The sequence below is a fragment of the Agrobacterium sp. CMT1 genome, from assembly GCF_037203725.1.
Taxonomy (GTDB): domain Bacteria; phylum Pseudomonadota; class Alphaproteobacteria; order Rhizobiales; family Rhizobiaceae; genus Agrobacterium; species Agrobacterium pusense.
Genome location: NZ_JBBCAR010000007.1, coordinates 407710 through 427743, shown reverse-complemented (window position 1 = coordinate 427743; position 20034 = coordinate 407710). Strand labels below are relative to the sequence as shown.

22 protein-coding genes are annotated in these 20034 nt (G+C 59.7%); 9 read left to right on the top strand and 13 right to left on the bottom strand.

Going from position 1 to position 20034, the window contains the following annotated elements:
• Positions 1-51: 51 nt before the first annotated feature.
• A complete protein-coding gene (locus WA845_RS10620; RefSeq protein ID WP_112554792.1) occupies positions 52-309 on the top strand; it encodes a DUF2934 domain-containing protein in 258 nt (85 codons plus the stop codon).
• Positions 310-373: 64 nt separating this feature from the next.
• Here the strand turns inward: WA845_RS10620 and WA845_RS10615 are convergent, their stop codons facing one another.
• Positions 374-1174, bottom strand: a complete 801-nt coding sequence (locus WA845_RS10615) for an SH3 domain-containing protein (protein ID WP_162719192.1) — start codon at positions 1172-1174, stop codon at positions 374-376.
• Positions 1175-1431: 257 nt separating this feature from the next.
• Between WA845_RS10615 and ubiG the strand changes: the two genes are divergently transcribed.
• Positions 1432-2184, top strand: a complete 753-nt coding sequence (ubiG, locus tag WA845_RS10610) for a bifunctional 2-polyprenyl-6-hydroxyphenol methylase/3-demethylubiquinol 3-O-methyltransferase UbiG (protein ID WP_003585646.1) — start codon at positions 1432-1434, stop codon at positions 2182-2184.
• A gap of 33 nt (positions 2185-2217) precedes the next feature.
• Here the strand turns inward: ubiG and WA845_RS10605 are convergent, their stop codons facing one another.
• From WA845_RS10605 to WA845_RS10590, 4 genes are read right to left on the bottom strand one after another with little or no spacing between them, the layout of a single operon-like run.
• Positions 2218-2646, bottom strand: coding sequence for a DUF1178 family protein (locus WA845_RS10605; protein ID WP_112554790.1), 429 nt, complete (start codon positions 2644-2646; stop codon positions 2218-2220).
• Entirely contained in the window at positions 2643-3503 is an 861-nt protein-coding gene (locus tag WA845_RS10600; protein ID WP_034497116.1) for a carbon-nitrogen hydrolase family protein, read from the bottom strand. The genes WA845_RS10605 and WA845_RS10600 overlap by 4 nt, the downstream gene beginning before the upstream one ends.
• Before the next feature lie 24 nt (positions 3504-3527).
• Positions 3528-3782, bottom strand: coding sequence for a glutaredoxin 3 (gene grxC / locus WA845_RS10595; protein WP_003585640.1), 255 nt, complete (start codon positions 3780-3782; stop codon positions 3528-3530).
• A 59-nt stretch (positions 3783-3841) separates the two neighbouring features.
• Positions 3842-4633, bottom strand: a complete 792-nt coding sequence (locus WA845_RS10590; RefSeq protein WP_112554788.1) for a double zinc ribbon domain-containing protein — start codon at positions 4631-4633, stop codon at positions 3842-3844.
• 140 nt (positions 4634-4773) lie between these two features.
• Between WA845_RS10590 and WA845_RS10585 the strand changes: the two genes are divergently transcribed.
• Entirely contained in the window at positions 4774-5655 is an 882-nt protein-coding gene (locus WA845_RS10585) for a methyltransferase domain-containing protein (RefSeq protein WP_112554824.1), read from the top strand.
• 17 nt (positions 5656-5672) lie between these two features.
• Here WA845_RS10585 and WA845_RS25270 read toward each other — a convergent pair whose 3' ends face one another.
• From WA845_RS25270 to WA845_RS10555, 6 genes are all read right to left on the bottom strand, one after another.
• A complete protein-coding gene (locus WA845_RS25270; protein WP_112554786.1) occupies positions 5673-5843 on the bottom strand; it encodes a Flp family type IVb pilin in 171 nt (56 codons plus the stop codon).
• A 98-nt stretch (positions 5844-5941) separates the two neighbouring features.
• Positions 5942-6256: a hypothetical protein gene (locus tag WA845_RS10575; RefSeq protein WP_003585635.1), complete on the bottom strand. Its 315-nt coding sequence runs from the start codon at positions 6254-6256 to the stop codon at positions 5942-5944.
• A 171-nt stretch (positions 6257-6427) separates the two neighbouring features.
• Entirely contained in the window at positions 6428-6841 is a 414-nt protein-coding gene (mutT, locus tag WA845_RS10570) for an 8-oxo-dGTP diphosphatase MutT (protein WP_003585633.1), read from the bottom strand.
• A complete protein-coding gene (locus WA845_RS10565; RefSeq protein ID WP_006698498.1) occupies positions 6838-7614 on the bottom strand; it encodes a GNAT family N-acetyltransferase in 777 nt (258 codons plus the stop codon). The genes mutT and WA845_RS10565 overlap by 4 nt, the downstream gene beginning before the upstream one ends.
• A gap of 18 nt (positions 7615-7632) precedes the next feature.
• Positions 7633-8874, bottom strand: coding sequence for a bifunctional glutamate N-acetyltransferase/amino-acid acetyltransferase ArgJ (gene argJ, locus WA845_RS10560; RefSeq protein WP_035211664.1), 1242 nt, complete (start codon positions 8872-8874; stop codon positions 7633-7635).
• An 88-nt stretch (positions 8875-8962) separates the two neighbouring features.
• On the bottom strand, positions 8963-9826 hold the full coding sequence (locus WA845_RS10555) for a peptidylprolyl isomerase (RefSeq protein WP_112554822.1): 864 nt from the start codon (positions 9824-9826) through the stop codon (positions 8963-8965).
• 242 nt (positions 9827-10068) lie between these two features.
• Here WA845_RS10555 and secA point away from each other — a divergent pair, with 242 nt between their 5' ends.
• The 5 genes from secA to WA845_RS10530 all read left to right on the top strand — a co-directional run bounded on the left by secA (position 10069) and on the right by WA845_RS10530 (position 17852).
• Complete coding sequence (secA, locus tag WA845_RS10550) at positions 10069-12786, top strand: preprotein translocase subunit SecA (protein ID WP_337322315.1); 2718 nt, start codon at positions 10069-10071, stop codon at positions 12784-12786.
• Between the two features lie 135 nt (positions 12787-12921).
• Complete coding sequence (locus tag WA845_RS10545) at positions 12922-13815, top strand: EamA family transporter (RefSeq protein ID WP_112554820.1); 894 nt, start codon at positions 12922-12924, stop codon at positions 13813-13815.
• 81 nt (positions 13816-13896) lie between these two features.
• Positions 13897-15099 (top strand): acyltransferase family protein, encoded by a 1203-nt coding sequence (locus tag WA845_RS10540; protein ID WP_337322314.1) that lies wholly within the window; start codon positions 13897-13899, stop codon positions 15097-15099.
• A 57-nt stretch (positions 15100-15156) separates the two neighbouring features.
• Entirely contained in the window at positions 15157-16572 is a 1416-nt protein-coding gene (gene uppV, locus WA845_RS10535; protein ID WP_112554782.1) for a Wzx-type polysaccharide biosynthesis protein UppV, read from the top strand.
• Positions 16573-16580: 8 nt separating this feature from the next.
• A complete protein-coding gene (locus tag WA845_RS10530) occupies positions 16581-17852 on the top strand; it encodes a GNAT family N-acetyltransferase (protein WP_337322313.1) in 1272 nt (423 codons plus the stop codon).
• A gap of 46 nt (positions 17853-17898) precedes the next feature.
• Here the strand turns inward: WA845_RS10530 and uppQ are convergent, their stop codons facing one another.
• Both uppQ and WA845_RS10520 read right to left on the bottom strand, forming a co-directional pair.
• On the bottom strand, positions 17899-18558 hold the full coding sequence (gene uppQ, locus WA845_RS10525) for a polysaccharide biosynthesis GNAT family N-acetyltransferase UppQ (protein WP_337322312.1): 660 nt from the start codon (positions 18556-18558) through the stop codon (positions 17899-17901).
• A gap of 185 nt (positions 18559-18743) precedes the next feature.
• Positions 18744-19448 (bottom strand): glutathione S-transferase family protein, encoded by a 705-nt coding sequence (locus tag WA845_RS10520; RefSeq protein WP_035211668.1) that lies wholly within the window; start codon positions 19446-19448, stop codon positions 18744-18746.
• Positions 19449-19548: 100 nt separating this feature from the next.
• On the opposite strand from WA845_RS10520, the gene WA845_RS10515 reads away from it, so the two are divergent.
• A complete protein-coding gene (locus tag WA845_RS10515) occupies positions 19549-19923 on the top strand; it encodes a winged helix-turn-helix transcriptional regulator (protein WP_337322311.1) in 375 nt (124 codons plus the stop codon).
• The last annotated feature ends 111 nt before the right edge of the window (positions 19924-20034 follow it).

Sequence of the window (20034 nt, the reverse complement as noted above, 5' to 3'; positions counted from 1 at the left end):
AGCGGAATGTCGCCTTCTCATAGGCGCTGTAAACAGCAACGGGAGACGAGCATGCAGGTTTCGGAAAATGAATGGATCAGCAAGCGGGCATATACGCTCTGGGAAAAGGAAGGCCATCCCCATGGTCGCGACGCGCAACATTGGGAACAGGCAAAGCATGAATTTTCCCTGCTGAAGACATCGGAGGCGACCAAGCCTGCAGCGCGGAAGAAGGTTGCTCCAAAGATCGCAGCCGTGGAGACGGCACTGGGTGCAGAAGCCGCGGCGAAACCCAAAAGCCGTTCCCGCAAGGCGAGTGTCGCGAAATAGTCCCGCGGAGCGTTGCAATACGCTTCAGTGACAAAGCCCGGCGAATATTCGCCGGGCTTTGTCATTAACGGTATGAGCAGCCTGGGCTTCCAAGAATGCAACCCTGCTCGACCGTACCAGGAGGCGGTGCCGCGGGGGCTGGCTGACCTTCAACCTGACCGCGCTGGCCATCAAATTGAGGTCGCTGCCGATCGCGATCGCGATTGGCATCACGATTGCGGTCACGGTCGCGATTCTCGTCTTCCCAGCGGCGGCGGTCATCGTCGCGACGCGGTCTGTCCTGATTTCGGTCACCCTGGTTCCAGTCGCCGTAACGGCGTTCCCAGCGCCCGTCATTCGGACCGCCACCCTGGCGACCGTCGCGCCAGTCATCGCGGCGACCGTCACGCCACTCGTCACGCGGACGCGGGCGATCCCAGCCGGCACTCGGAGGCGGCGCATTCCAGTAACCGCCTGATGGCGGCGGGCGGCGCCAGCGATCACGCTCACGGTAAAAGTCGCGGTCGCGATAATAACGGTCCCAATAACGGCCGGCTTCGAAGGTGATCACGGGAACGCCGAGGTCGCGATAATAACGCGGCTCAACATAGACCCGGTTCTGCCGGAACGTCGTCTGGATATAACGACCGGCGACCCAGCCTCGACCGTTGACAAAAGAAACGTCGCACCACGGCGTATCGGACAGGCAGCCATGCACCGTCAATGGTGCGCCAACCGGGATCACGACGACGGCCGGATAAGCCGTGCTCGGGCCGGATCGCATGTTTACATTCGCGGTGGCGAAACCGCGCGTCGCAGCTTCGGCAAGTGCCGGCGCGGCGAGCATGGCCACCAGCGCAATTGCGCCAAACAGTTTTTTCTTCACTTCTTTCTCCTCAAGCAAAGGCCCGCTTTGCCTTTGTCGGCATCCACCACGTTCGATGGACGAGTATGCGTTCCGCATACTGCCACGATCGGAAAATACGCGTTGCTGCATGAACGCAGCATGAAACAAATGAGATGCCTTTTCAGTTCCACCTGCGGCAATCCGCTCCCGGCAAATTACCGAAGGAACGAACGGGCGGTCTTGACTTCGGGGGGCAATCATCCGACTTCAATGCAACAGCAATATGGAGCAGAACCATGAGCGAGACCGCACAGACGACCGTCGACCAGAGCGAAGTGGATCGCTTCTCCGCGATGGCCGCAGAGTGGTGGAGCCCGACCGGCAAGTTCCGCCCGCTGCACAAATTCAATCCGGTGCGTCTCGAATATATCCGCAACCGCATCTGCGACAATTTCGGCCGGGACCCGAAGGCGCACCGCCCATTGGAAGGGCTGCGCGTTCTCGACATCGGCTGCGGCGGCGGCCTTCTCTCCGAACCCGTCGCCCGCATGGGCGCCGATGTGGTAGGCGCGGATCCCTCGGAAAAGAACATCGGCATCGCCTCCACCCACGCCCGTGAAAGCGGGGTCAGCGTCGACTATCGCGCGGTGACGGCCGAACAGCTGCAGGAAGCCGGCGAAACCTTCGACGTCATCCTCAACATGGAGGTGGTCGAACACGTGGCCAATGTCGATCTCTTCGTCACCACCTGCGCGAAAATGGTACGCCCCGGCGGCCTGATGTTCGCGGCCACCATCAACCGCACGCTGAAAGCCCGGGCATTGGCGATCTTTGCCGCCGAAAATGTTTTGCGCTGGCTGCCGCGCGGCACGCATCAATATGAAAAGCTGGTCCGCCCGGAAGAGCTTGAGCGGCCGCTGGTTGCAAGCGGAATGGATATCATCCACCGGACAGGCGTCTTCTACAACGTGCTGCAGGATCGCTGGAACCTCTCGCCGGATATGGACGTCAACTACATGATGCTGGCAAAGCGCCCGGCGCAGGGGTAACGCCGGGCGCTGCGTAAGCGATGTCTCTGAAATTCAGTTGATGTCGTCGGGCAGCACCGGCAGCGGTGCGATCTCAATGCCCTCTTCCAGCAAGGCCCTGGCGTCCTGCACCGAGGCATTGCCGATGATGCCCCGCTCGTCCGCTTCGCCATAATGGATCTTGCGGGCTTCCTCAGGAAACCTGTCGCCGACATCCTCGGCATTGGCGCGAATATTGGCGACGGCCTCGCGTATTTTTGCAAGCGCCTCTTTTCTGGCGGCATCCATGGCGAGCGTCTGGCGTTCGTCCTTCTTGCGGGCGGTGGAAACCGACGGCGCCATCAAAAGCTTGGAGACCTGCACGGAATTGCAAACCGGACAGGACAGGAAACCGCGCTGCAACTGATCATCGAAATCGTCGCTGCCGGCAAACCAGCCTTCGAACTCATGGCCCTTTTCACAGGCTAGCGCATACCGGATCACGCTGCCTCACCTCCCACAGGTTTGAGGGGAATGACCGTATCCAGCCCGAACTCCCGGGAGTTGCGCAGATTGGGAATCTTTCCACGGGCAGTCGCCACCAGCGATGTATCGATCTCGGCGAAGATGATCTCCTCGCCAGCGCCGCCGGCGACTGCCAGAACCTTACCCCAGGGATCGATGATGATGGAATGGCCGAATGTTTCACGCCCGTCCTCATGTACGCCAGCCTGAGCGGCGGCGATGACGAACGCGCCGTTTTCAATGGCGCGGGCGCGCAGCAGAATTTCCCAATGGGCTTCCCCGGTCTGGCGCGTGAAGGCAGCGGGAACCGTCAGGATCTCAGCGCCGGCAAGAGCTTCCGCCCGGAAAAGCTGCGGAAAACGGACGTCGTAGCAGATTGCGAAGCCGAATTTACCCAGCGGCAGTTCAACGATGCGCGCCACCTCGCCGGGCTCGTAAGCGGCGCTTTCGCGCCAGCTCTCGCCATTGTCGAGATCGACATCGAACATGTGGATCTTGTCATAGCTGCAGATGCGCGAGCCGTCCGGCGCGAAGAGGAAGCCGCGATTGGCGATCTTGCCGTCCGGGCGGGCAATAGCCGTAGAGCCCACATGGACGTGAATACCGAGTTCGCGGGCAAGGCGTGCGGCGGTCGCTACGATGATATCGCCGTCATCGTCGCGCAGCTGGGCCCGCAGCGCCTGCCTGTCCTTCTGGATTGCGCCCGTCATTTCCGGGGTCTGAACATAAACAGCCCCTTCGGCCGCGGCGGCGCGCACAAGCCGATCCATATCGGCGGCATTCCTCGCCGTATCGACACCGGAGCGCATCTGAATGGCGGCAGCCTTGAAACTCATGATTTCCTCCGTCGGTCGGGCAGATCAGGCCGCCAGCATCGCGTCCAGCTTGCCGGCGCGGTCCAGCGCATGAAGATCATCGCAGCCGCCCACGTGCTGGCCATTGATGAAGATTTGCGGGAAGGTCGTTCCGCCCGATTTCTCGATCATCTCCTGCCGGTATTCGGGCGTCGTTGTGGCGTTATATTCGGCATAATCCACGCCCTTGCTATCCAGCAGCGCCTTGGCGCGCGCGCAATAACCACAAAAATCCCGCGTATAGATTGTCACCGGTGCCATGTTTTCAAAGCCTCGCAAACGTGCGGTCAAGCGCACGGTTTCCTCATGTCATTACGGCTTCATATAGGACCGGAAATGGCCATTGCAAAGGTCAAAACTGTCACTTCCGCAGCACCCGCTTTTCGGAGGGCCCGGCTTGCCGCACGCACCGTCGCGCCGGTGGTGTAAACGTCATCCACCAGCACCACGTGCTTGCCTGAAACATCCGCTTCCCGACCAAGCGCGAGAGCGAAAGCGCCCCGCATATTGTCACGCCTGGCGATCGCCGAGAGCCCAACCTGCCGCTCCGTCGATTTCACCCGCAGCAGGGTGCCGGCGAGCAAAGGCTTGTCAGCCGCCCTGGCCAGATGCCGCGCAAGCTCGGCGGACTGGTTGAAACGGCGGCGCAGGAAGCGGTAGCGATGCAGAGGAACGGGGACGATGCAATCGCAGGCGCTGACCGCTCCGTCGTCTGCGCGCAGCATCCACAACGCCATCAACCGCGCAAGCTCTGGCCGGTCCTGATATTTCAGACGGTGCACCAGCTTGCGGGCGACGCCCTGATGGCTGGCGGCGGCACGCAGACGGTCAAAAGGCGGCGGGTCGGCAATGGCCTCGGCGCTGACAATGTTTTCGCCATGGTCGTGGACAAAGGGAATGCCGAGAATTTCGCAATAAGGACGCTCGATAAAAACAATGTCCCGCCAGCACTCTGCGCACAACGCCCCTTCTGCGCCGATCATGCGGGTGCAGCCGGCACAGGTCGGCGGGTAAATCATGCGGAAGACCGAACGAAACACGTCTCCCGCGACCCGCGGTACGACCGCGGATTTCGACAGCATCCCCGAAAACAGACCTTCACCAGCACCCATGAGGTTGACTTTAGCGCCGAACGGGTGCCTTTGCGAGACAGATCATTCCGGCTGATGCCGGAAAAGCAATGCCTGAAACGGCATGACACAGAATGCGGCCCCGCCGTACCGATGGCGCCAGAGGCCGAGCAGGCAAGACGATGGACATTCTTTTTGACCAGGCCGTGATCGAACAAAACCGTCGCCGGGCGTGGAACCGGCGCGACGACAAGGCCCTTTTTCTTCTCGACATGGCGGCTGAAGAACTGGCAGACAGGCTTGCCATTGTCGAACGCCAGTTCGAGTCCGCCATCGAGCTGCATGGCGGCACCGGCGTTGCCGCCCGGCGGCTGGCCCAGACAGGAAAGGTGAATTCCATTCGCCGCATAGAGACGGAAAGCCGTTTCACCACGGATGAAAATATTCCGGAGGCGGCATCCATGGAGCATCTGCCGCTGGAAGAGGCCTCCGCCAATCTCATCGTTTCACCGCTTGCCCTGCATTTGACCAACGACACGCCCGGCGCGCTGATCCAGATCCGGCGGGCGTTAAAGCCGGACGGCCTGTTTCTCGGCGCGATTCCCGGCAGCGGGACGCTGCAGGAACTTCGCGACGTGTTGTTGACGGCAGAGGCGGAACTGACCGGCGGGGCAAGCCCGCGCGTCATTCCCTTCGCCGATGTGCGCGATGTCGGCGCGCTTCTGCAACGCGCCGGTTTTGCGCTTCCCGTCACCGACGCGGAAACCTACACGGTACGTTACGATTCGATTTTCCCGCTGATGCGCGACCTGCGTGCGATGGGCATGGCCAATCCGCTGGCAGGCCGTAGCAGACGACCGCTCAACCGTGCCTTTTTCATGCGGGCGGCAGAGCTCTATGCTGAACGTTATGCCGATCCGGATGGGCGCATAAGGGCGACATTCTCCGTCATCTATGTCTCGGGCTGGGCGCCGCATGAGAGCCAGCAGAAACCGCTGAAGCCCGGCTCCGCCAAAGTGCGCCTGGCGGACGCCCTGAAGACCAGGGAAGTCAAGCTATCCTGAACGCAAGAATGACCGTTTCAGAAACTGGCGAAAGTGTCGGCGATGAACTGAAACAGAGCATTGATGTCGCTGCTGATGGCGCTCGCGCCGCCGACAAGGGCGACGGAAATCACGGCCACTATCAGGCCATACTCAACGGCGCTGGCGCCGTCTTCATTCCTGCAGAAATCGATAAATGAACGCAGCACAGAATATGCCCAATCCGCCAGCCGGCAATATGACCTATTGAAGTCGGCTTATTCTAGACGGGCTATGTGAGAGATCGGTTACCGACAATGGTAAACGATCAGCAACCGCTCTCATTGCTGTAGCCCGTCACCACGCAGGGCATTTCCGGCATCGGCTGTGTTATGCTACGGCGGATGGAGTATGTCTTGCCCACATCTGTCTTCTTGATGGAGCCGGTGCTGATCATGTCGTAATTGTCGGGAAACTGCGCCACACGCGTGGAAGACTTTCCGGCGAGCATGGGTGTGATGATCAACGACAGGGCGATGACGGCCGTGCCGAAAAGCAATGCGACGTTCAGAACGCCGGTGCGACTGGATTTATCGGAATAAGAGTGACGACCTTCCACCGTCTTCCAGAAATCCTCGTTCATGACCAACCTCGTAACGCGCAGTTTACCGCTTCTTTAGCTTAACAATCTGCCAGAGGGTGCTGAACGATCTCTTAACACAGACCCGTTTTGGCACGGCAAAGCGCTGGCAATGGGGCATTTTCACAAAGCTGTGACGGGATCATAAGCGAGGGACGCCGGCGATTGCCTGTTCTAAAGCAGATCCTGCAGGAAGGGGATCAGCGGCTCATCGGCCGGCGGCATGGGATAATCGCGCAACGCCTGCGGTTTTACCCATTTCAGCGCCTGTCCTTCCCGGCCATGCGCAATGCCCTCGTAACGACGGCACACGTAAAGCGGCATCAGAAGGTGGAATGTTTCATAAGTGTGGCTGGCAAATGTCAAAGGCGCAAGGCAGGCGATCTTGGTTTTGATACCCAGCTCCTCGTCCAGTTCGCGCACGAGGGTTTCCTCGGGCGTCTCGCCCTGCTCCACCTTGCCGCCCGGAAACTCCCACAGGCCCGCGAGCGACTTGCCTTCCGGACGTTGCGCCAGAAGAATGCGGCCATCCTGATCGAGAAGGGCGCAGGCGGCGACCAGCAGGATTTTTTTGCCGGCCTCGCTCATTCTCCTGAACCCTTGCGCCAATAGCGATAGCGATAGGCCTCGGAGAAGCCGAATTTCTCATAAAGTGCGATTGCCGGCGCATTGGCGGCTTCAACTTGCAGCCACGCGCTTTTTGCGCCGCTGATCCTGGCCCAGCGCAGTGCGGATGACAGGATTTGCGTACCGAGGCCCTTCTTACGCTGCGACTTTTCGACATCGAGGGAAAGAATGCCGGCAAGATCGTTGTCCTGCACGCAGATGACGGTTGCGAGCGGATTGCCTTCCACTTCCTCATTGATGAAGAGACCGAGCGTCGGCTTGATGGAACTGACGATTTCAGCAATTGCCGGGCGCAACGCCGGATCGCCATCGCTCACCTTGATGCTCGCCTCTACAAAACGGCCGATATCGTGGCTCGGAAGGCTGACCAGCGTTTCCGGCAACTCCATGTCGGAAAGATCGGCCGTCATGACCACAACCTCTTCGAACATCGACCAGCCGTCATTGACCAGAAATTCCACAAGCTGCGGCGGCATCAGCGTCGTTTCGCGCACCACCAGCGGCCGGCCGAAATCATCGAAACGCTTGCGCGCCTTTTCCAGCCGCACCGCGCTGTTTCCGTAATCGGACGGATCGAGCGGCACTACGCAGTTGATACGCTTGGAGGGATGCGAACCCGTGAGACGGATTTGCCAGCTGCCGTCATAAATAACCGACGAGGCCGGCCACGCCCGGAAGCTGACGGCTTCCAGACGGCGAACCAGCGGCAGATTGACGGCCTTGTTGTCCTGCATTCTCTTCGGCTCCAACGGTCAGCTCCGGTAGTCGCCGTTGATCGCAACATATTCTTTCGTCAGGTCACAGGTCCAGACCGTGGCCGTTCCCTGACCGAGGCCGATATCGACCTTTACCGTGATGTCTTCCAGTTTCATGACGGCACTGGTTTCCGCTTCGGAATAGTTCGGGTCGCGTTCGCCGTTGACGGCTACGCGCACGCCGCCGAACCAGATGGCGAGACGGTCGCGGTCCGCCATTTCTCCTGATTTGCCTACGGCCATGACGACACGGCCCCAATTGGCGTCCTCACCGGCAACCGCGGTCTTCACCAGCGGTGAATTGGCGATGGAAAGGGCGATCTTCTTGGCGGCGGCGTCGTTTTCCGCTCCTGTCACGGTAACTTCCACCATCTTGCGCGCGCCTTCGCCATCACGAACGACCTGCAAGGCAAGGTCCTTCAGAAGATCGTTCAGCGCGGCGCGGAAGCCGGAAAGGCGCTCATCATCGGCATTCGTCACTTTCACCTGGCCGTCTTCGGCCGCAGCGCCCGTGGCGAACAGCATCAACGTGTCGGAGGTGGAGGTATCGCTGTCGACCGTTACGGAATTGAAGGTCGGGCCAACGCCGGCCGACAACAGGGCCTGCAACGCGGCAGGCTCAATATCCGCATCCGTCACAACGAAGGAAAGCATCGTCGCCATATCGGGCGCGATCATGCCGGCGCCCTTGGCGATACCGTTGATCGTCACGATCACGCCGCCGATCTCGGCGGTGCGGCTGGCGACCTTCGGATAGGTGTCGGTCGTCATGATCGCCTTGGCAGCTTCCTGCCAGAAATCGGCTTCTGCCCGAACATTCATGTCACCCAGGACACCGGCGAATTTCGAGGCATCCAGGGGTTCCCCAATCACGCCCGTCGATGCCAGAAAGACCTCTCCTTCGGAGCAGCCGACGGCAGCTGCGGCGGATTTCGCCGTCAGCTCGGTCGCGGCCTTGCCCTTGAGGCCGGTAAAGGCGTTGGCATTGCCGGAATTGACCACCACGGCGCGCGCCGCGCCGCCGCCGAGATTGGCGCGGCAGAAATCAACCGGGGCGGAAGGGCATTTCGACTTTGTGAAGACGCCCGCAACGCTTGCAGGCTTGTCGAACACCATCAAGAGAACGTCCGTGCGGTTCTTGTACTTGATGCCGGCAGCGGCCGTCGCCATGCGAACGCCGCGGAGCGCAGGCATGTCAGGATAGGATTTCGGAGCGAGCGGAGAAACGGCAACGGACATGGGAAGCGCCTGAAATTCTGGAATGGATGTCTGGAGATGGCCTGAGATGAAACGGGGCGGCCGTTAAGCCGCCCCGTAATCCGAAATTTTACTGCTGCGGCTGTGCCTGCTGTTCCTTCGTGGCTTCGTCGTAGCCCTTCTTCAGTGTCTCATCCATGATTTCGATCTTCTGGTCAGCCTTGGCCTTCTCGATGAGGGCAACGTACTTGTCGCGCATGACAAGCTGACGAACCTGCGGCTCGACCTGCTCGAAAGCCGGCGGCGGCGCGATGCGCTTGTCTTCCAGCTTGATGACGTGGAAGCCGAACTGGGTCTTCACAGGCGTTTTGGTGTAGGCGCCCTTTTCGAGGCCGAAAGCGGCTTCTTCGAATTCCGGCACCATGCGGCCCTTGCCGAACCAACCGAGATCGCCGCCATCATCCTTGTTGGAATCAGTCGACTTCTCCTTGGCAAGCGCTGCGAAATCCTTGCCCGAATCAAGCTGCTTGATGATGTCCTTGGCTTCATCTTCGCTGGCGACGAGGATGTGTGCGGCCTTGATTTCTTCTTCCTTCGGCAGGGCTGCGACTTCCTTGTCGTAGCGAGCCTTTACTTCGTCATTGGTCACAGCCTCGACCACATGCTTGCGGAAATAGGCGTTGTGCAGCTCACGGTCCTTGATGAAGTCCATGCGCTTCTTGAAATCTTCAGTCTTTTCCAGACCTTCGGCATCGGCGTTCTTCACCAGGAGCTTGACGTCGATTGCGCCGGAAAGGGCTGCGACCTTCTTCTGTTCATCGGGAAGCTGCGCGAGCTGGGGGTCGAGGTTGCTCATGGCGAGGTCGAGTTCGGACTGGTGGATTTCCAGATCGCCGACCTTGGCGACAACCTTGTCTTCCTGTGCAAAAGCCGGAAGCTGGAGGCCGAGCGTGGCCACAATCACCGCAGCCGCAATTTTATTATAGCGCAACATTTTGAACCTTTCGGGGACAATGCCGGCTCCAGACATGGTTTCCGGCTCTGAAAAAACTTCCAAACACCGGATTGTGGCCATTCTGTAACGGGCAGAACCGTTGACATCATTTGCCCCCCCTCTTATCTGTCACGCAACCTCGCGTCCAGATACGTTGAAGGGCGAAGTCCGTCATTTATGCTGAAATCGGCGTGACGGAGAAAAGCGCCCGGCAAAACGGAATTTCAGAAAGGGCCAGTAAGATGGTCAGTCTCGGCGGAATAGCCCGCAAGTTGTTCGGTTCGGCAAATGACCGCCGCGTCCGCTCCTATAAAAGCAAGATCGCAGCCATCAATGCGCTGGAAGAAGCCACCAAGGCGCTCTCCGACGAAGCGCTGGCGGCCAAGACCGCTGAGTTCCGCCAGCAGCTTGCCGACGGCAAGACGCTGGACGACCTGCTGATCCCGGCTTTCGCCGTCGCCCGTGAAGCGTCGCGCCGCGTTCTGCATATGCGCCCCTTCGACGTGCAGCTGACCGGCGGCATGATTCTGCATGGCGGCGCCATCGCCGAAATGAAGACCGGTGAAGGCAAGACGCTGGTGGCGACGCTTGCGGTGTACCTCAACGCGCTCGCCGGCAAGGGCGTGCACGTCGTCACCGTCAACGACTACCTCGCCCAGCGCGACGCCGCCACGATGAGCCGGCTCTATCGCTTCCTCGGCCTGACCACCGGCGTCATCGTTCATGGCCTTGACGACGACCAGCGCCGCGAGGCCTATGCCTGCGACATCACCTACGCAACGAATAACGAACTTGGCTTCGATTACCTGCGCGACAACATGAAATATGACCGCGCCCAGATGGTTCAGCGCGGCCACAACTACGCAATCGTCGACGAAGTCGACTCGATCCTGGTCGATGAGGCGCGCACGCCGCTCATCATTTCCGGGCCGCTGGACGACCGTTCCGATCTCTACAATACCATCGACGCCTTCATTCCGCTCTTGACGCCGGAAGATTACGAAATCGATGAGAAGCAGCGCTCGGCCAACTTCTCCGAAGAAGGCACCGAAAAGCTCGAAAACCTGCTGCGGCAGGCGGGGCTGCTCAAGGGCGAATCGCTTTACGATGTCGAGAACGTCGCGATCGTCCACCACATCAATAATGCGCTGAAGGCCCACAAGCTCTTCACCCGCGACAAGGACTACATCGTCCGCAACGACGAAATCGTCATCATTGACGAATTTACCGGTCGCATGATGCCGGGCCGTCGTTACTCCGAAGGTCAGCACCAGGCTCTCGAAGCCAAGGAAAAGGTACAGATCCAGCCGGAAAACCAGACGCTGTCCTCCGTCACCTTCCAGAATTATTTCCGCATGTATGAAAAGCTGGCCGGCATGACGGGTACGGCAGCGACGGAAGCGGAAGAATTCGGCAACATCTACGGCCTCGATGTCATCGAGGTGCCGACCAACCTGCCGATTCAGCGTATCGACGAAGACGACGAGGTTTATCGCACCGGCGAAGAGAAATTCCAGGCGATCATTACCGAGATCAAGGCAGCGCATGAGCGCGGCCAGCCGGTTCTGGTGGGCACGACGTCGATTGAAAAATCCGAGCTTCTGGCACATCTCCTGCGCCAGTCCGGTTTCTCCGACTTCCAGGTCCTGAACGCCCGTTACCACGAGCAGGAAGCTTATATCGTCTCGCAGGCCGGTGTGCCGGGCGCCGTCACCATCGCCACCAACATGGCGGGCCGCGGTACCGACATCCAGCTTGGCGGCAATGTCGAGATGCGTCTCGAGCGCGAGCTGGAAGGCATGGAGCCGGGTCCGGAGCGCGATGCGAAGGAACAGGCGATTCGCGCCGAAATCAAGGTGCTCAAGGAAAAGGCGCTGGCCGCCGGCGGCCTCTACGTCATCGCCACCGAACGCCATGAAAGCCGCCGTATCGACAACCAGCTGCGTGGCCGTTCCGGCCGTCAGGGAGACCCAGGCCGCTCGAAATTCTACCTGTCGCTTCAGGACGACCTGATGCGCATCTTCGGTTCCGAGCGCATGGACTCGATGCTGCAGAAGCTGGGCCTCAAGGAAGGCGAAGCCATCGTCCATCCGTGGATCAACAAGGCGCTGGAACGCGCCCAGAAGAAGGTCGAAGCCCGCAACTTCGAGACCCGCAAGAACCTTCTGAAATATGACGACGTGCTGAACGATCAGCGCAAGGTGATCTTCGATCAGCGCCTTGAGTTGATGGAAGCCGATAATATCGGCGAAACCGCAGCCGATATGCGTCACGAAGTCATCGAAATGCTCGTCACCAAGCATATTCCCGAAAATGCCTATGCCGAACAGTGGGATATTGCAGGCCTGAAGGCGGGCATCGCCCAGTTCCTCAACCTCGACCTGCCGGTGGAAGAGTGGGCCAAGGAAGAAGGCATCGCCGAGGACGATATTCTCCAGCGCGTCACCGAGGCGGCCGACAAATACGCCGCCGAGCGTGCGGAACGTTTCGGCCCCGAGATCATGACCTATGTGGAACGCTCGGTCATTCTCCAGACGATCGACCATCTGTGGCGCGAGCATATCGTCAACCTCGACCATCTCCGCTCCGTCGTCGGTTTCCGCGGTTATGCGCAACGCGACCCGCTGCAGGAGTACAAGGCGGAAGCCTTCGAACTCTTCCAGGCGCTGCTCGCCAATCTGCGCGAAGCCGTGACCGCCCAGCTGATGCGCGTGGAACTGGTTCAGCAGGAGCCGCAGCAGCCGGAACTGCCGGAAATGACTGCCCATCACCTTGACCCGAACACGGGCGAGGATGAAATGGGTCAAGGCTTGCAGGCGGCGCCTGCCGCCTTCGTGCCGGCAGAGGAGCGCGATCCGAACAACCCCGCCACCTGGGGCCGTATCGGCCGCAATGAAATGTGTCCCTGCGGATCCGGCAAGAAATACAAGCACTGCCACGGCGTTTACGAACAGGCCTGAACGCCGCGCATATCCGATGAAGACCATCGCCCGTAACCCAGGTTGCGGGCGATTTTCTTTGCGCAATTCATTGTTGTTGACGGGCATGATCGGTTTCCAATATGGGAGCTGGATCATCCTCCGGAAAATGCTGCCATGGCCCCTCGCGATCTTGCCGCCTATGTTTTTCTCGCACTCGCATGGGGCGCGTCCTTCCTCCTGCTTCTACAGGTTGTGGATGCATTCGGCTGGATCGGCGCAGTGACGTTGCGGTCACTGGTGACCGCCACCACTCTTTTCCTGATCGCGAGAACTGCGCGACGCAAACTGGCGTTTTCGGCAAGCTGGCAAGCCTTTGCCATTGTGGGCGCAACCACCGTTGCCGGCCAGTTAATCGGCCTTTCTTATGGCACGCCGCTTGTCGGGACCGCCATGGCCGCAATATTGGTCGCGACCATCCCGCTTTTTTCCATGCTCATCTCGCAGGTCTGGGGGTTGGAGCGACTGACGAGGCAAGGTGTCGTGGGGCTGGTTTTGGGCTTCGGCGGCATTGTGCTGCTCGTGGGTTTTCCCGCCGTACCCGTCACGACCGGCTTTGTCATCGGCTGCATCGCCTGTGTCGCCGCCTGCATCTGCGCGGCCTTCGGCAGCAATTATGCCAGCCGGTATCTCAAAGGCGTGGGTTCATGGGAAATTACCATCGGCTCATTCATGACCGGTGGCATCATGACACTGCCACTGCTGCTGGCAGTTCCGATTCCCCGCATTCCCGCGCCGATCGACTATCTATACCTGCTCATCCAGGCCATCGTCATGAGCGGCCTCACCTACATAACCTATTTCCGCCTCGTCTCGGTTATCGGCGCGACAAAGGCCATCAGTGTGGAGTTTGCAGTCACCGTTGTGGCGGTGCTTATCGGCGCCCTCGTGCTGGATGAGCCGCTGTCGCTGCCTCAGCTCGTCGGCGCGGGCACCATTATCCTCGGCTGCGCGCTGGTGCTCGATCTGCTACCCAAAAAGAAGGCTCCGCCCACACCGGCCGGCGCATGAAGGGTTTGTTAGCGTTTTCCACCAATAGTCGTGTCGGCTACCGCAGATCACGCGTGATCGCATGTGCGACGCGAGGAGAAAATGCAACCGAGCAGCTCAGATTATGAACATTACTGGGACCCGTTGCGAGCGCTTCTGATGCTGCTCGGCATTCCCTATCATGCCTCACTGCTCCATAGCTACGCCCTGCCCTGGGACATCAAGGATTTTGAGACCAGCACGCTCCTGACCGCGCTTGGTGCCGGGCTCGTCACCTTCCGAATGCCGGCGTTTTTTCTGGTCGCCGGGTATTTTTCCACCATGGTCATCGGCAAAAAAGGCAAAATGCCTTGGCTCAGACAACGTTTCCTCCGCCTCGGCGTGCCCTTCGTCGTGACGCTCGTTCTGCTCGGGCCGCTGCAGCTTTTACTGTTGCGACTGGCCGGTATCGCCAAAGGCGAGATTGCAGCCGAAGGACTGATTGAGAGCCTGCCGGGTCTGCTGCGCCCGAGTGAACAATGGATCATGCATCTGTGGTTCCTGCCCGCTCTCATCGCCTATTCCGTGGTGCTTGCCGCTCTCTTGTATCTTCTGGAACGTCCGCCTTTTGCGCGCGCAGTAGACAGGCTCGACAGGCTGCGGCGGCGACATGCCGGGGTGTTTTTCGCCGCACTCTGCATCCTGCCCATTTTATGGGAGCTGGCGATATATGGTTCCAGCCTGATTGCGGCAGAAACCGAAAGCAGCCTGCTTTCTCTCTATGAGCGCGCTTCCGACCCCTATGGGCGCTACCTGCCCTTCTTCCTTGTCGGAGCCCTGCTCCACCGCGACCGGACCCTCTTTCACCGCTTTCGCCAGACCGGTATTCTCACGGCAATCGTAGCGACGGCCGCCATTGCGGCGGCAGTGACACTCAGGCTGCAAAGCCCGTTTTCGAATTCAGCCCTGCTCGTGCTGGTGTCGGCAATTGCCGCAGTAACGGTGAGCCGCCTGCTGATCGACCTCGCCTGCCGGTATTTCGACCGGCCGAGCCGGTTTGCCAGACGGATGACGGATGCCTCCTTCACTATCTATCTGTTTCACCACCCGCTGATTTACGCTCTGGGTACGCTCTTTATTCTCATCTCGCTGCCGCCCCTCGTTGAATTCACCATCATCGTCGCAGCCACGACCATCACGGCTTACTCTCTGCATCAGGCGATACGCCGCAGCCCGTTGGCTCTGTTCCTCTTTAACGGCATCCGCAAGCCGCGGGAAGCGGGTGACATCAGGACAGGCGCAGCCGCCTCCCAAACGCTTCGTTAAGGATGAAGGGCTTACAATCGGCCTGCCCATTCAACTGGAAATAATGGCGTGTGGATCATGGCTATCCTCAGCACGGCGGAAAAAGCCTTACCCGCAGGCCTGCGCGCGAAGATTTCGCCGCTGGGCGATAAAATCGCCCTCATTGTCTCCGCGAGGGACGAGGTTGCCCGGGCACAGCGCATGGCGCTCGTCGCCTTCGCGGTGCGCATCGTCAGCGCCGGCATCGCCTTCATATCGCAGATCATCCTTGCCCGCCTGATGGGCGAGTTCGAATATGGCCTCTTCGCCTTCGTGTGGGTTTTGGTAATCCTGTTCGGCAATCTTTCCTGTCTCGGCTTCCACACCACCGTCATCCGCTTCCTGCCCGGCTACCGTCTGGAAGATGCCCATGACAAGATCATGGGGCTAACCTCGACGGCCCGCGTATTCGCCATGCTGTCTGCCAGCACGCTGGCGCTTTGCGGTTTCATCTTTCTGTATTTCTTTGGCGAGCGCATCGCCGCCTATTATCTCATTCCTGTCTCGCTGGCGCTTTTCACCCTGCCGATGGTGGCTCTGGGCGATGTGTTGAACGGCACGGCGCGGGCCAATGGCTGGGCCATCTCCGCCCTTAGCCCCACCTATATCGTACGTCCCGTGCTGATCCTCCTGTTCATGCTGGTGGCCATTGCCCTGGGAGCCGAAAAGACTGCGACGACGGCCATGCTGACAGCGCTTTTCGCAACTTATGTCACCACCATTTTTCACTTCGTCTTCCTGAACCGCCGGCTCAACCGACATTTCCGCAGCGTCACCAGAAGGGTTCATTTTCGTCACTGGATCAGGTTTGCCTTTCCGGTCTTTCTGATCGACGGCATCGGTTTTCTGATGACCAATTCCGATGTGGTGATCGTCGGCCTTTATCTGCCGCCGGATCAGGTCGGCATCTATTTCGCCGCGGCGAAAACCATCGTGTTGATGCAGTTCGTGTTTTTCTCCGTCCAGGCGGCGGCCGCACCACGTCTCGCGGCGCTGATTTCGGCCAATGACAGGCCGGGGCTTGCGAGCTTCGCCAGCCAGGCCGCACGTTGGGCCTTCTGGCCGTCTCTCGCCGTTGGCAGCGTGGTGCTTCTGGCCGGGCCATTCCTGCTGTCGCTGTTCGGTCCTGGCTTCGTGGAGGGTTACGAGCTGATGTTCTTCCTGTTTGCGGGGTTCCTGGCAAAAGCGCTCATCGGCCCCGGAGAGACGCTGCTGAATATGGCCGGCAAACAAAAATTGTGCGTGATGCTTTATATTATCATCTTCGGTTGCAACATTGCACTCAACATGGCGCTCATTCCGGTCTATGGTCTGACAGGCGCCGCGGCAGCGGTGGCGATAGCCATGTCCATAGAGGCTGTGCTATTGCATGTTGCCATACGCCGTACACTCGGGATCGTCCTTTTTGCCTTCAACGACCCCCGGGCGAGTCAAAACACTGGTAAGGCGGTGTAACGATAAGCATGTCCAGCGATCCAAAGAATCCGGATTTTCAGGACCCGCGCATCGCGGCGCTCATGGCGTCTGCGGAGCGTGATCGCCCGGTGGCGGACAGCAGCCGGCGTGTGGGCCGGGAAGGCCGTGAATTCTGCATCTATCCGGGGCAGCTCGGTTACGACATGCAGGAGGAACTCGACTTTCTCTCCAACCGCGTCATGGAGGCAAACGTCTTTTTCACCGGCCGGCTTCTTGCTCCGGCCATGCCGCGTATCGACGACAAGACCGTGCGCTTCGCCCTCATTCGCGATGAGAACGGCGCCCGAAGCCGCATGCGGTTTCTGATGCCTTTTACCGTTGAAAAGCCGGGTTTTTCCATCGGTCCTTCCATTATTCGCGTCTGGGCCAATCCTTTCGGGCCGCTCGGGACGCCGCTGGTGGATACCGAAGGGGCGGCCGAGACCCTCGATAACCTTTTCGACGCCCTTTCCGACCGGGATATGCGGCTGCCGAATGTTCTGGTTCTGCCGGATGTGCGGCTGGACGGGCCTTTTGCCCGCATGTTCAGAGCCATCGCGCTCAGCCGCAACCTGCCGGTGACGACGACGGGTCATTATCACCGGCCGATGCTGGAAAGCCTGCTTGATGGCCAGGCTTATCTGCAAAAAGCCCTTGCCCCGCATCATTTGCGGGAAATGCGCCGGCAGTGGCGACAGCTCGAGAGGTTGGGCGCGTTATCCTACACTGTCGCGCGCCAGCCGAAGGATATACGCTACCGCATGGAGGAGTTTCTGGCGCTGGAGGCAAGCGGCTGGAAAGGCCGCAAACGCACCGCGCTGGTCAACGACCGGTATCGCGCGGCCTTCGCCCGCGAGGCGATCACCAACCTGGCCGAAGCCGATGCCGTGCGTATCCACACTATCGATCTCAACGGAAGCGCCATTGCCTCCATGATCGTCTTCATCACCGCCGGCGAGGCCTATACGTGGAAGACCGCCTTCGACGAGAATTACGCGCAATTTTCGCCCGGCAAGCTCCTGGTACAGAAACTGACCGACTGGCATCTGGACGACGCCAATATTCTCCGCAGTGACAGCTGCGCCGTGCCCGATCATCCTGTCATGAGCCGCTTCTGGCAGGAACGGCAGGAAATGGGCACGCTTGTCGTGGGGCTCACCCAGAACAGTGACAGGGACGTTCGACAGGTTTCCACGCAGGTGGACATGTATCGCAACACCCGTAACCTCGCCCGCAGCCTGCGGCAGAAAATCCTGTCCTTTGGTCGCAAGGGCAACTGAGGCCGGAGGACGCCAACGGCATCCTCCGGATTGTTCGGGTCCAGCTTCAGCGCGAGGCCGTCCGGATCATTTTGCACAATTGCGTCAAAGCTGCATCGTATCCGCCACCCAGAATATCGATGCAACGCCGGGCGAGCCTGATCTGCTCGGTGCGCGACATGTCGTTATAAGCCTGAATGGCGTTACGCATGGCGCCAGGCGTTACCGGCCCCGATTTGCCGGGATTGCTCGGATTTCCCGGACTGCCCGGGTTTCCAGGATTGCCCGGATTACCGGGATTGCCCGTGGAACCTGAACCGCCAATGCCGAGACCGACATCAACGCCCAGGCCGCTCGATCCGCCGACATTTGCGCCGACATTGGCATTGACGCCGTTGGAGCCGCCAACGGAGGCGTTCACGCCCGCATTGACCCCGCTGGAACCGCCGACGGATGCGTTGACATCCGCATTGACCCCATTGCTGCCACCAACCGAAGCGTTGACGTCCGCGCCCAATCCGCCGCCGCTTCTGCCGCCGACATCGGCACTGGCGTTGACGCCGCCGCTGCCACCAACGGAAGCATCGACCCCGAGCCCACCGCTGCCATTACCACCCACGCTCGCATTAACCCCATTCTCTCCACCGATCCCTATATCCAGCGCGTGGGCGTTGACCGGCAGGATCAGGCAGGCAGACAATAATAAATTGCGAGAAAAAGCCCTCATAATTTCCTCCCTATGAGTTGGCTACTCCCGCCCCGCGTGGAAACTCCACCCGGCCATTATAAATTCAATTAGCAATTGCGTACATACTAATTTATTAGAACTATCTAAAATTATCATGAAAACGCAACCGAGGATGTATCATTTCGAGACAGCGTGGGCGGTAAAATCCGTCCACGCTGCCCTCTTCAGTTTCCGAACCGTTCGACAAGCGTTGCGAGATCAACATGGCCCCGGCAGCTTCCATTGCCTTTAGCCGGCTCTCCACGTTCCAGGCCACTCGCATAGACAATAGCGGGATCAGCCTCGAGACGCCTGCGCAACGCGGCTAGCTTTGGCCACCGGCCCGGGTCAGCCACATCGTGAATCTCCAGCCAGCGGGCGACACCGACCAGGATTCCATCCGCGAGGCTCGGCCTGTCGCCGATTGCAAAGGGGGTGACGCCAATCATCTCCTCCAGCAGGTCGTGCCGTCTGATCACGGCGTCCGTTCCATACTGCCGAAGAGCCGATTGCAGGGCCGGGTTCGGCGGCTCCATCTCAAGCGCAACCCACAGCGGGGTGAAAGCGCCGGTGAAGCCGGTGTTTATGAACGCCATAAACTGATGCATCAGCTCGGCCTCCCGTGAATGGAGATCGAAACTGATACGCCGCTCGGTGTCGCGTGTTTCCAGCCATGCAGCGATCGCCATCGTCTCGGTCAGTATCTCGCCCCTGTCCGTGATAAGGACGGGCGTTTCGACGCGTCGATTGATACGCTTATAGGGTGCCTGCCGCATTTCACCGAGCATATCCACCCGGCAAAGCCTGTACGGCTTGCCAAGCCACTCAAGCGCCGCGACAAGCCCCATCGAACTTCCCGCCGGGAAGCCATAAAGTAAAATCGGTTCCATTTTTCATACTCTCAGTTTCGAGGGCGCTGCGCAGCGGGTTGAACTTAGCGCCGGGCAGCGCCAAGTAAATTACGAACCTTTTTGTAACCACGAGGCACTGATGAAGGACCTTGTATCCCGTTGCCCCATCGAGGAGGCCATGCAGGTCCTGAGCGGGCGCTGGCCGACGCTCCTGATCTACTACCTGAAGGATGGCACAAAACGCTTCAGCGATCTGCGCAGGGACAACCCGACGATCTCGCATAAGATGCTCGCACTGGAATTGCGCAAACTGGAAGACGCCGGCATCGTTCAACGGACAGAGTTTCAGGGTTATCCGTTGCGCGTCGAATACGACCTGACCCCCGCGGGCAACACGCTTGTACCGCTGATCGACTCTCTCGGCCAATGGTGGGAAACGACGAGCGCCATACCGGAAGCCAGCGGCCTGTCCGTCCTCGCCCTACCTGGTGCTCAGGCACAGCGAAACGCTTAAAATTCCAAGGAATGGCAGCGATGAGCTGTCATTTGAAAGGCGCGAAGTTACACGCTCAAACGCGCAAATTTCCAGCTTTTGGGGTTGCACGCAGGGTCTTGCCCGTGATAG

Bases quoted from the DNA above. Each gene is read 5' to 3' on its own strand.
- WA845_RS10520 (WP_035211668.1), bottom strand. From the start codon at position 19,448: ATGGAACCGATTTTACTTTATGGCTTCCCGGCGGGAAGTTCGATGGGG.
- WA845_RS10575 (WP_003585635.1), bottom strand. From the start codon at position 6,256: ATGAACGAGGATTTCTGGAAGACGGTGGAAGGTCGTCACTCTTATTCC.
- WA845_RS10590 (WP_112554788.1), bottom strand. From the start codon at position 4,633: ATGGGTGCTGGTGAAGGTCTGTTTTCGGGGATGCTGTCGAAATCCGCG.
- WA845_RS10545 (WP_112554820.1), top strand. From the start codon at position 12,922: ATGGCCCCTCGCGATCTTGCCGCCTATGTTTTTCTCGCACTCGCATGG.
- WA845_RS10515 (WP_337322311.1), top strand. From the start codon at position 19,549: ATGAAGGACCTTGTATCCCGTTGCCCCATCGAGGAGGCCATGCAGGTC.
- uppQ (WP_337322312.1), bottom strand. From the start codon at position 18,558: ATGAGGGCTTTTTCTCGCAATTTATTATTGTCTGCCTGCCTGATCCTG.
- WA845_RS10620 (WP_112554792.1), top strand. From the start codon at position 52: ATGCAGGTTTCGGAAAATGAATGGATCAGCAAGCGGGCATATACGCTC.
- secA (WP_337322315.1), top strand. From the start codon at position 10,069: ATGGTCAGTCTCGGCGGAATAGCCCGCAAGTTGTTCGGTTCGGCAAAT.
- WA845_RS10540 (WP_337322314.1), top strand. From the start codon at position 13,897: ATGCAACCGAGCAGCTCAGATTATGAACATTACTGGGACCCGTTGCGA.
- WA845_RS10565 (WP_006698498.1), bottom strand. From the start codon at position 7,614: ATGCAGGACAACAAGGCCGTCAATCTGCCGCTGGTTCGCCGTCTGGAA.
- ubiG (WP_003585646.1), top strand. From the start codon at position 1,432: ATGAGCGAGACCGCACAGACGACCGTCGACCAGAGCGAAGTGGATCGC.
- WA845_RS10555 (WP_112554822.1), bottom strand. From the start codon at position 9,826: ATGTTGCGCTATAATAAAATTGCGGCTGCGGTGATTGTGGCCACGCTC.
- WA845_RS10600 (WP_034497116.1), bottom strand. From the start codon at position 3,503: ATGAGTTTCAAGGCTGCCGCCATTCAGATGCGCTCCGGTGTCGATACG.
- grxC (WP_003585640.1), bottom strand. From the start codon at position 3,782: ATGGCACCGGTGACAATCTATACGCGGGATTTTTGTGGTTATTGCGCG.
- mutT (WP_003585633.1), bottom strand. From the start codon at position 6,841: ATGAGCGAGGCCGGCAAAAAAATCCTGCTGGTCGCCGCCTGCGCCCTT.
- argJ (WP_035211664.1), bottom strand. From the start codon at position 8,874: ATGTCCGTTGCCGTTTCTCCGCTCGCTCCGAAATCCTATCCTGACATG.
- WA845_RS10585 (WP_112554824.1), top strand. From the start codon at position 4,774: ATGGACATTCTTTTTGACCAGGCCGTGATCGAACAAAACCGTCGCCGG.
- uppV (WP_112554782.1), top strand. From the start codon at position 15,157: ATGGCTATCCTCAGCACGGCGGAAAAAGCCTTACCCGCAGGCCTGCGC.
- WA845_RS10530 (WP_337322313.1), top strand. From the start codon at position 16,581: ATGTCCAGCGATCCAAAGAATCCGGATTTTCAGGACCCGCGCATCGCG.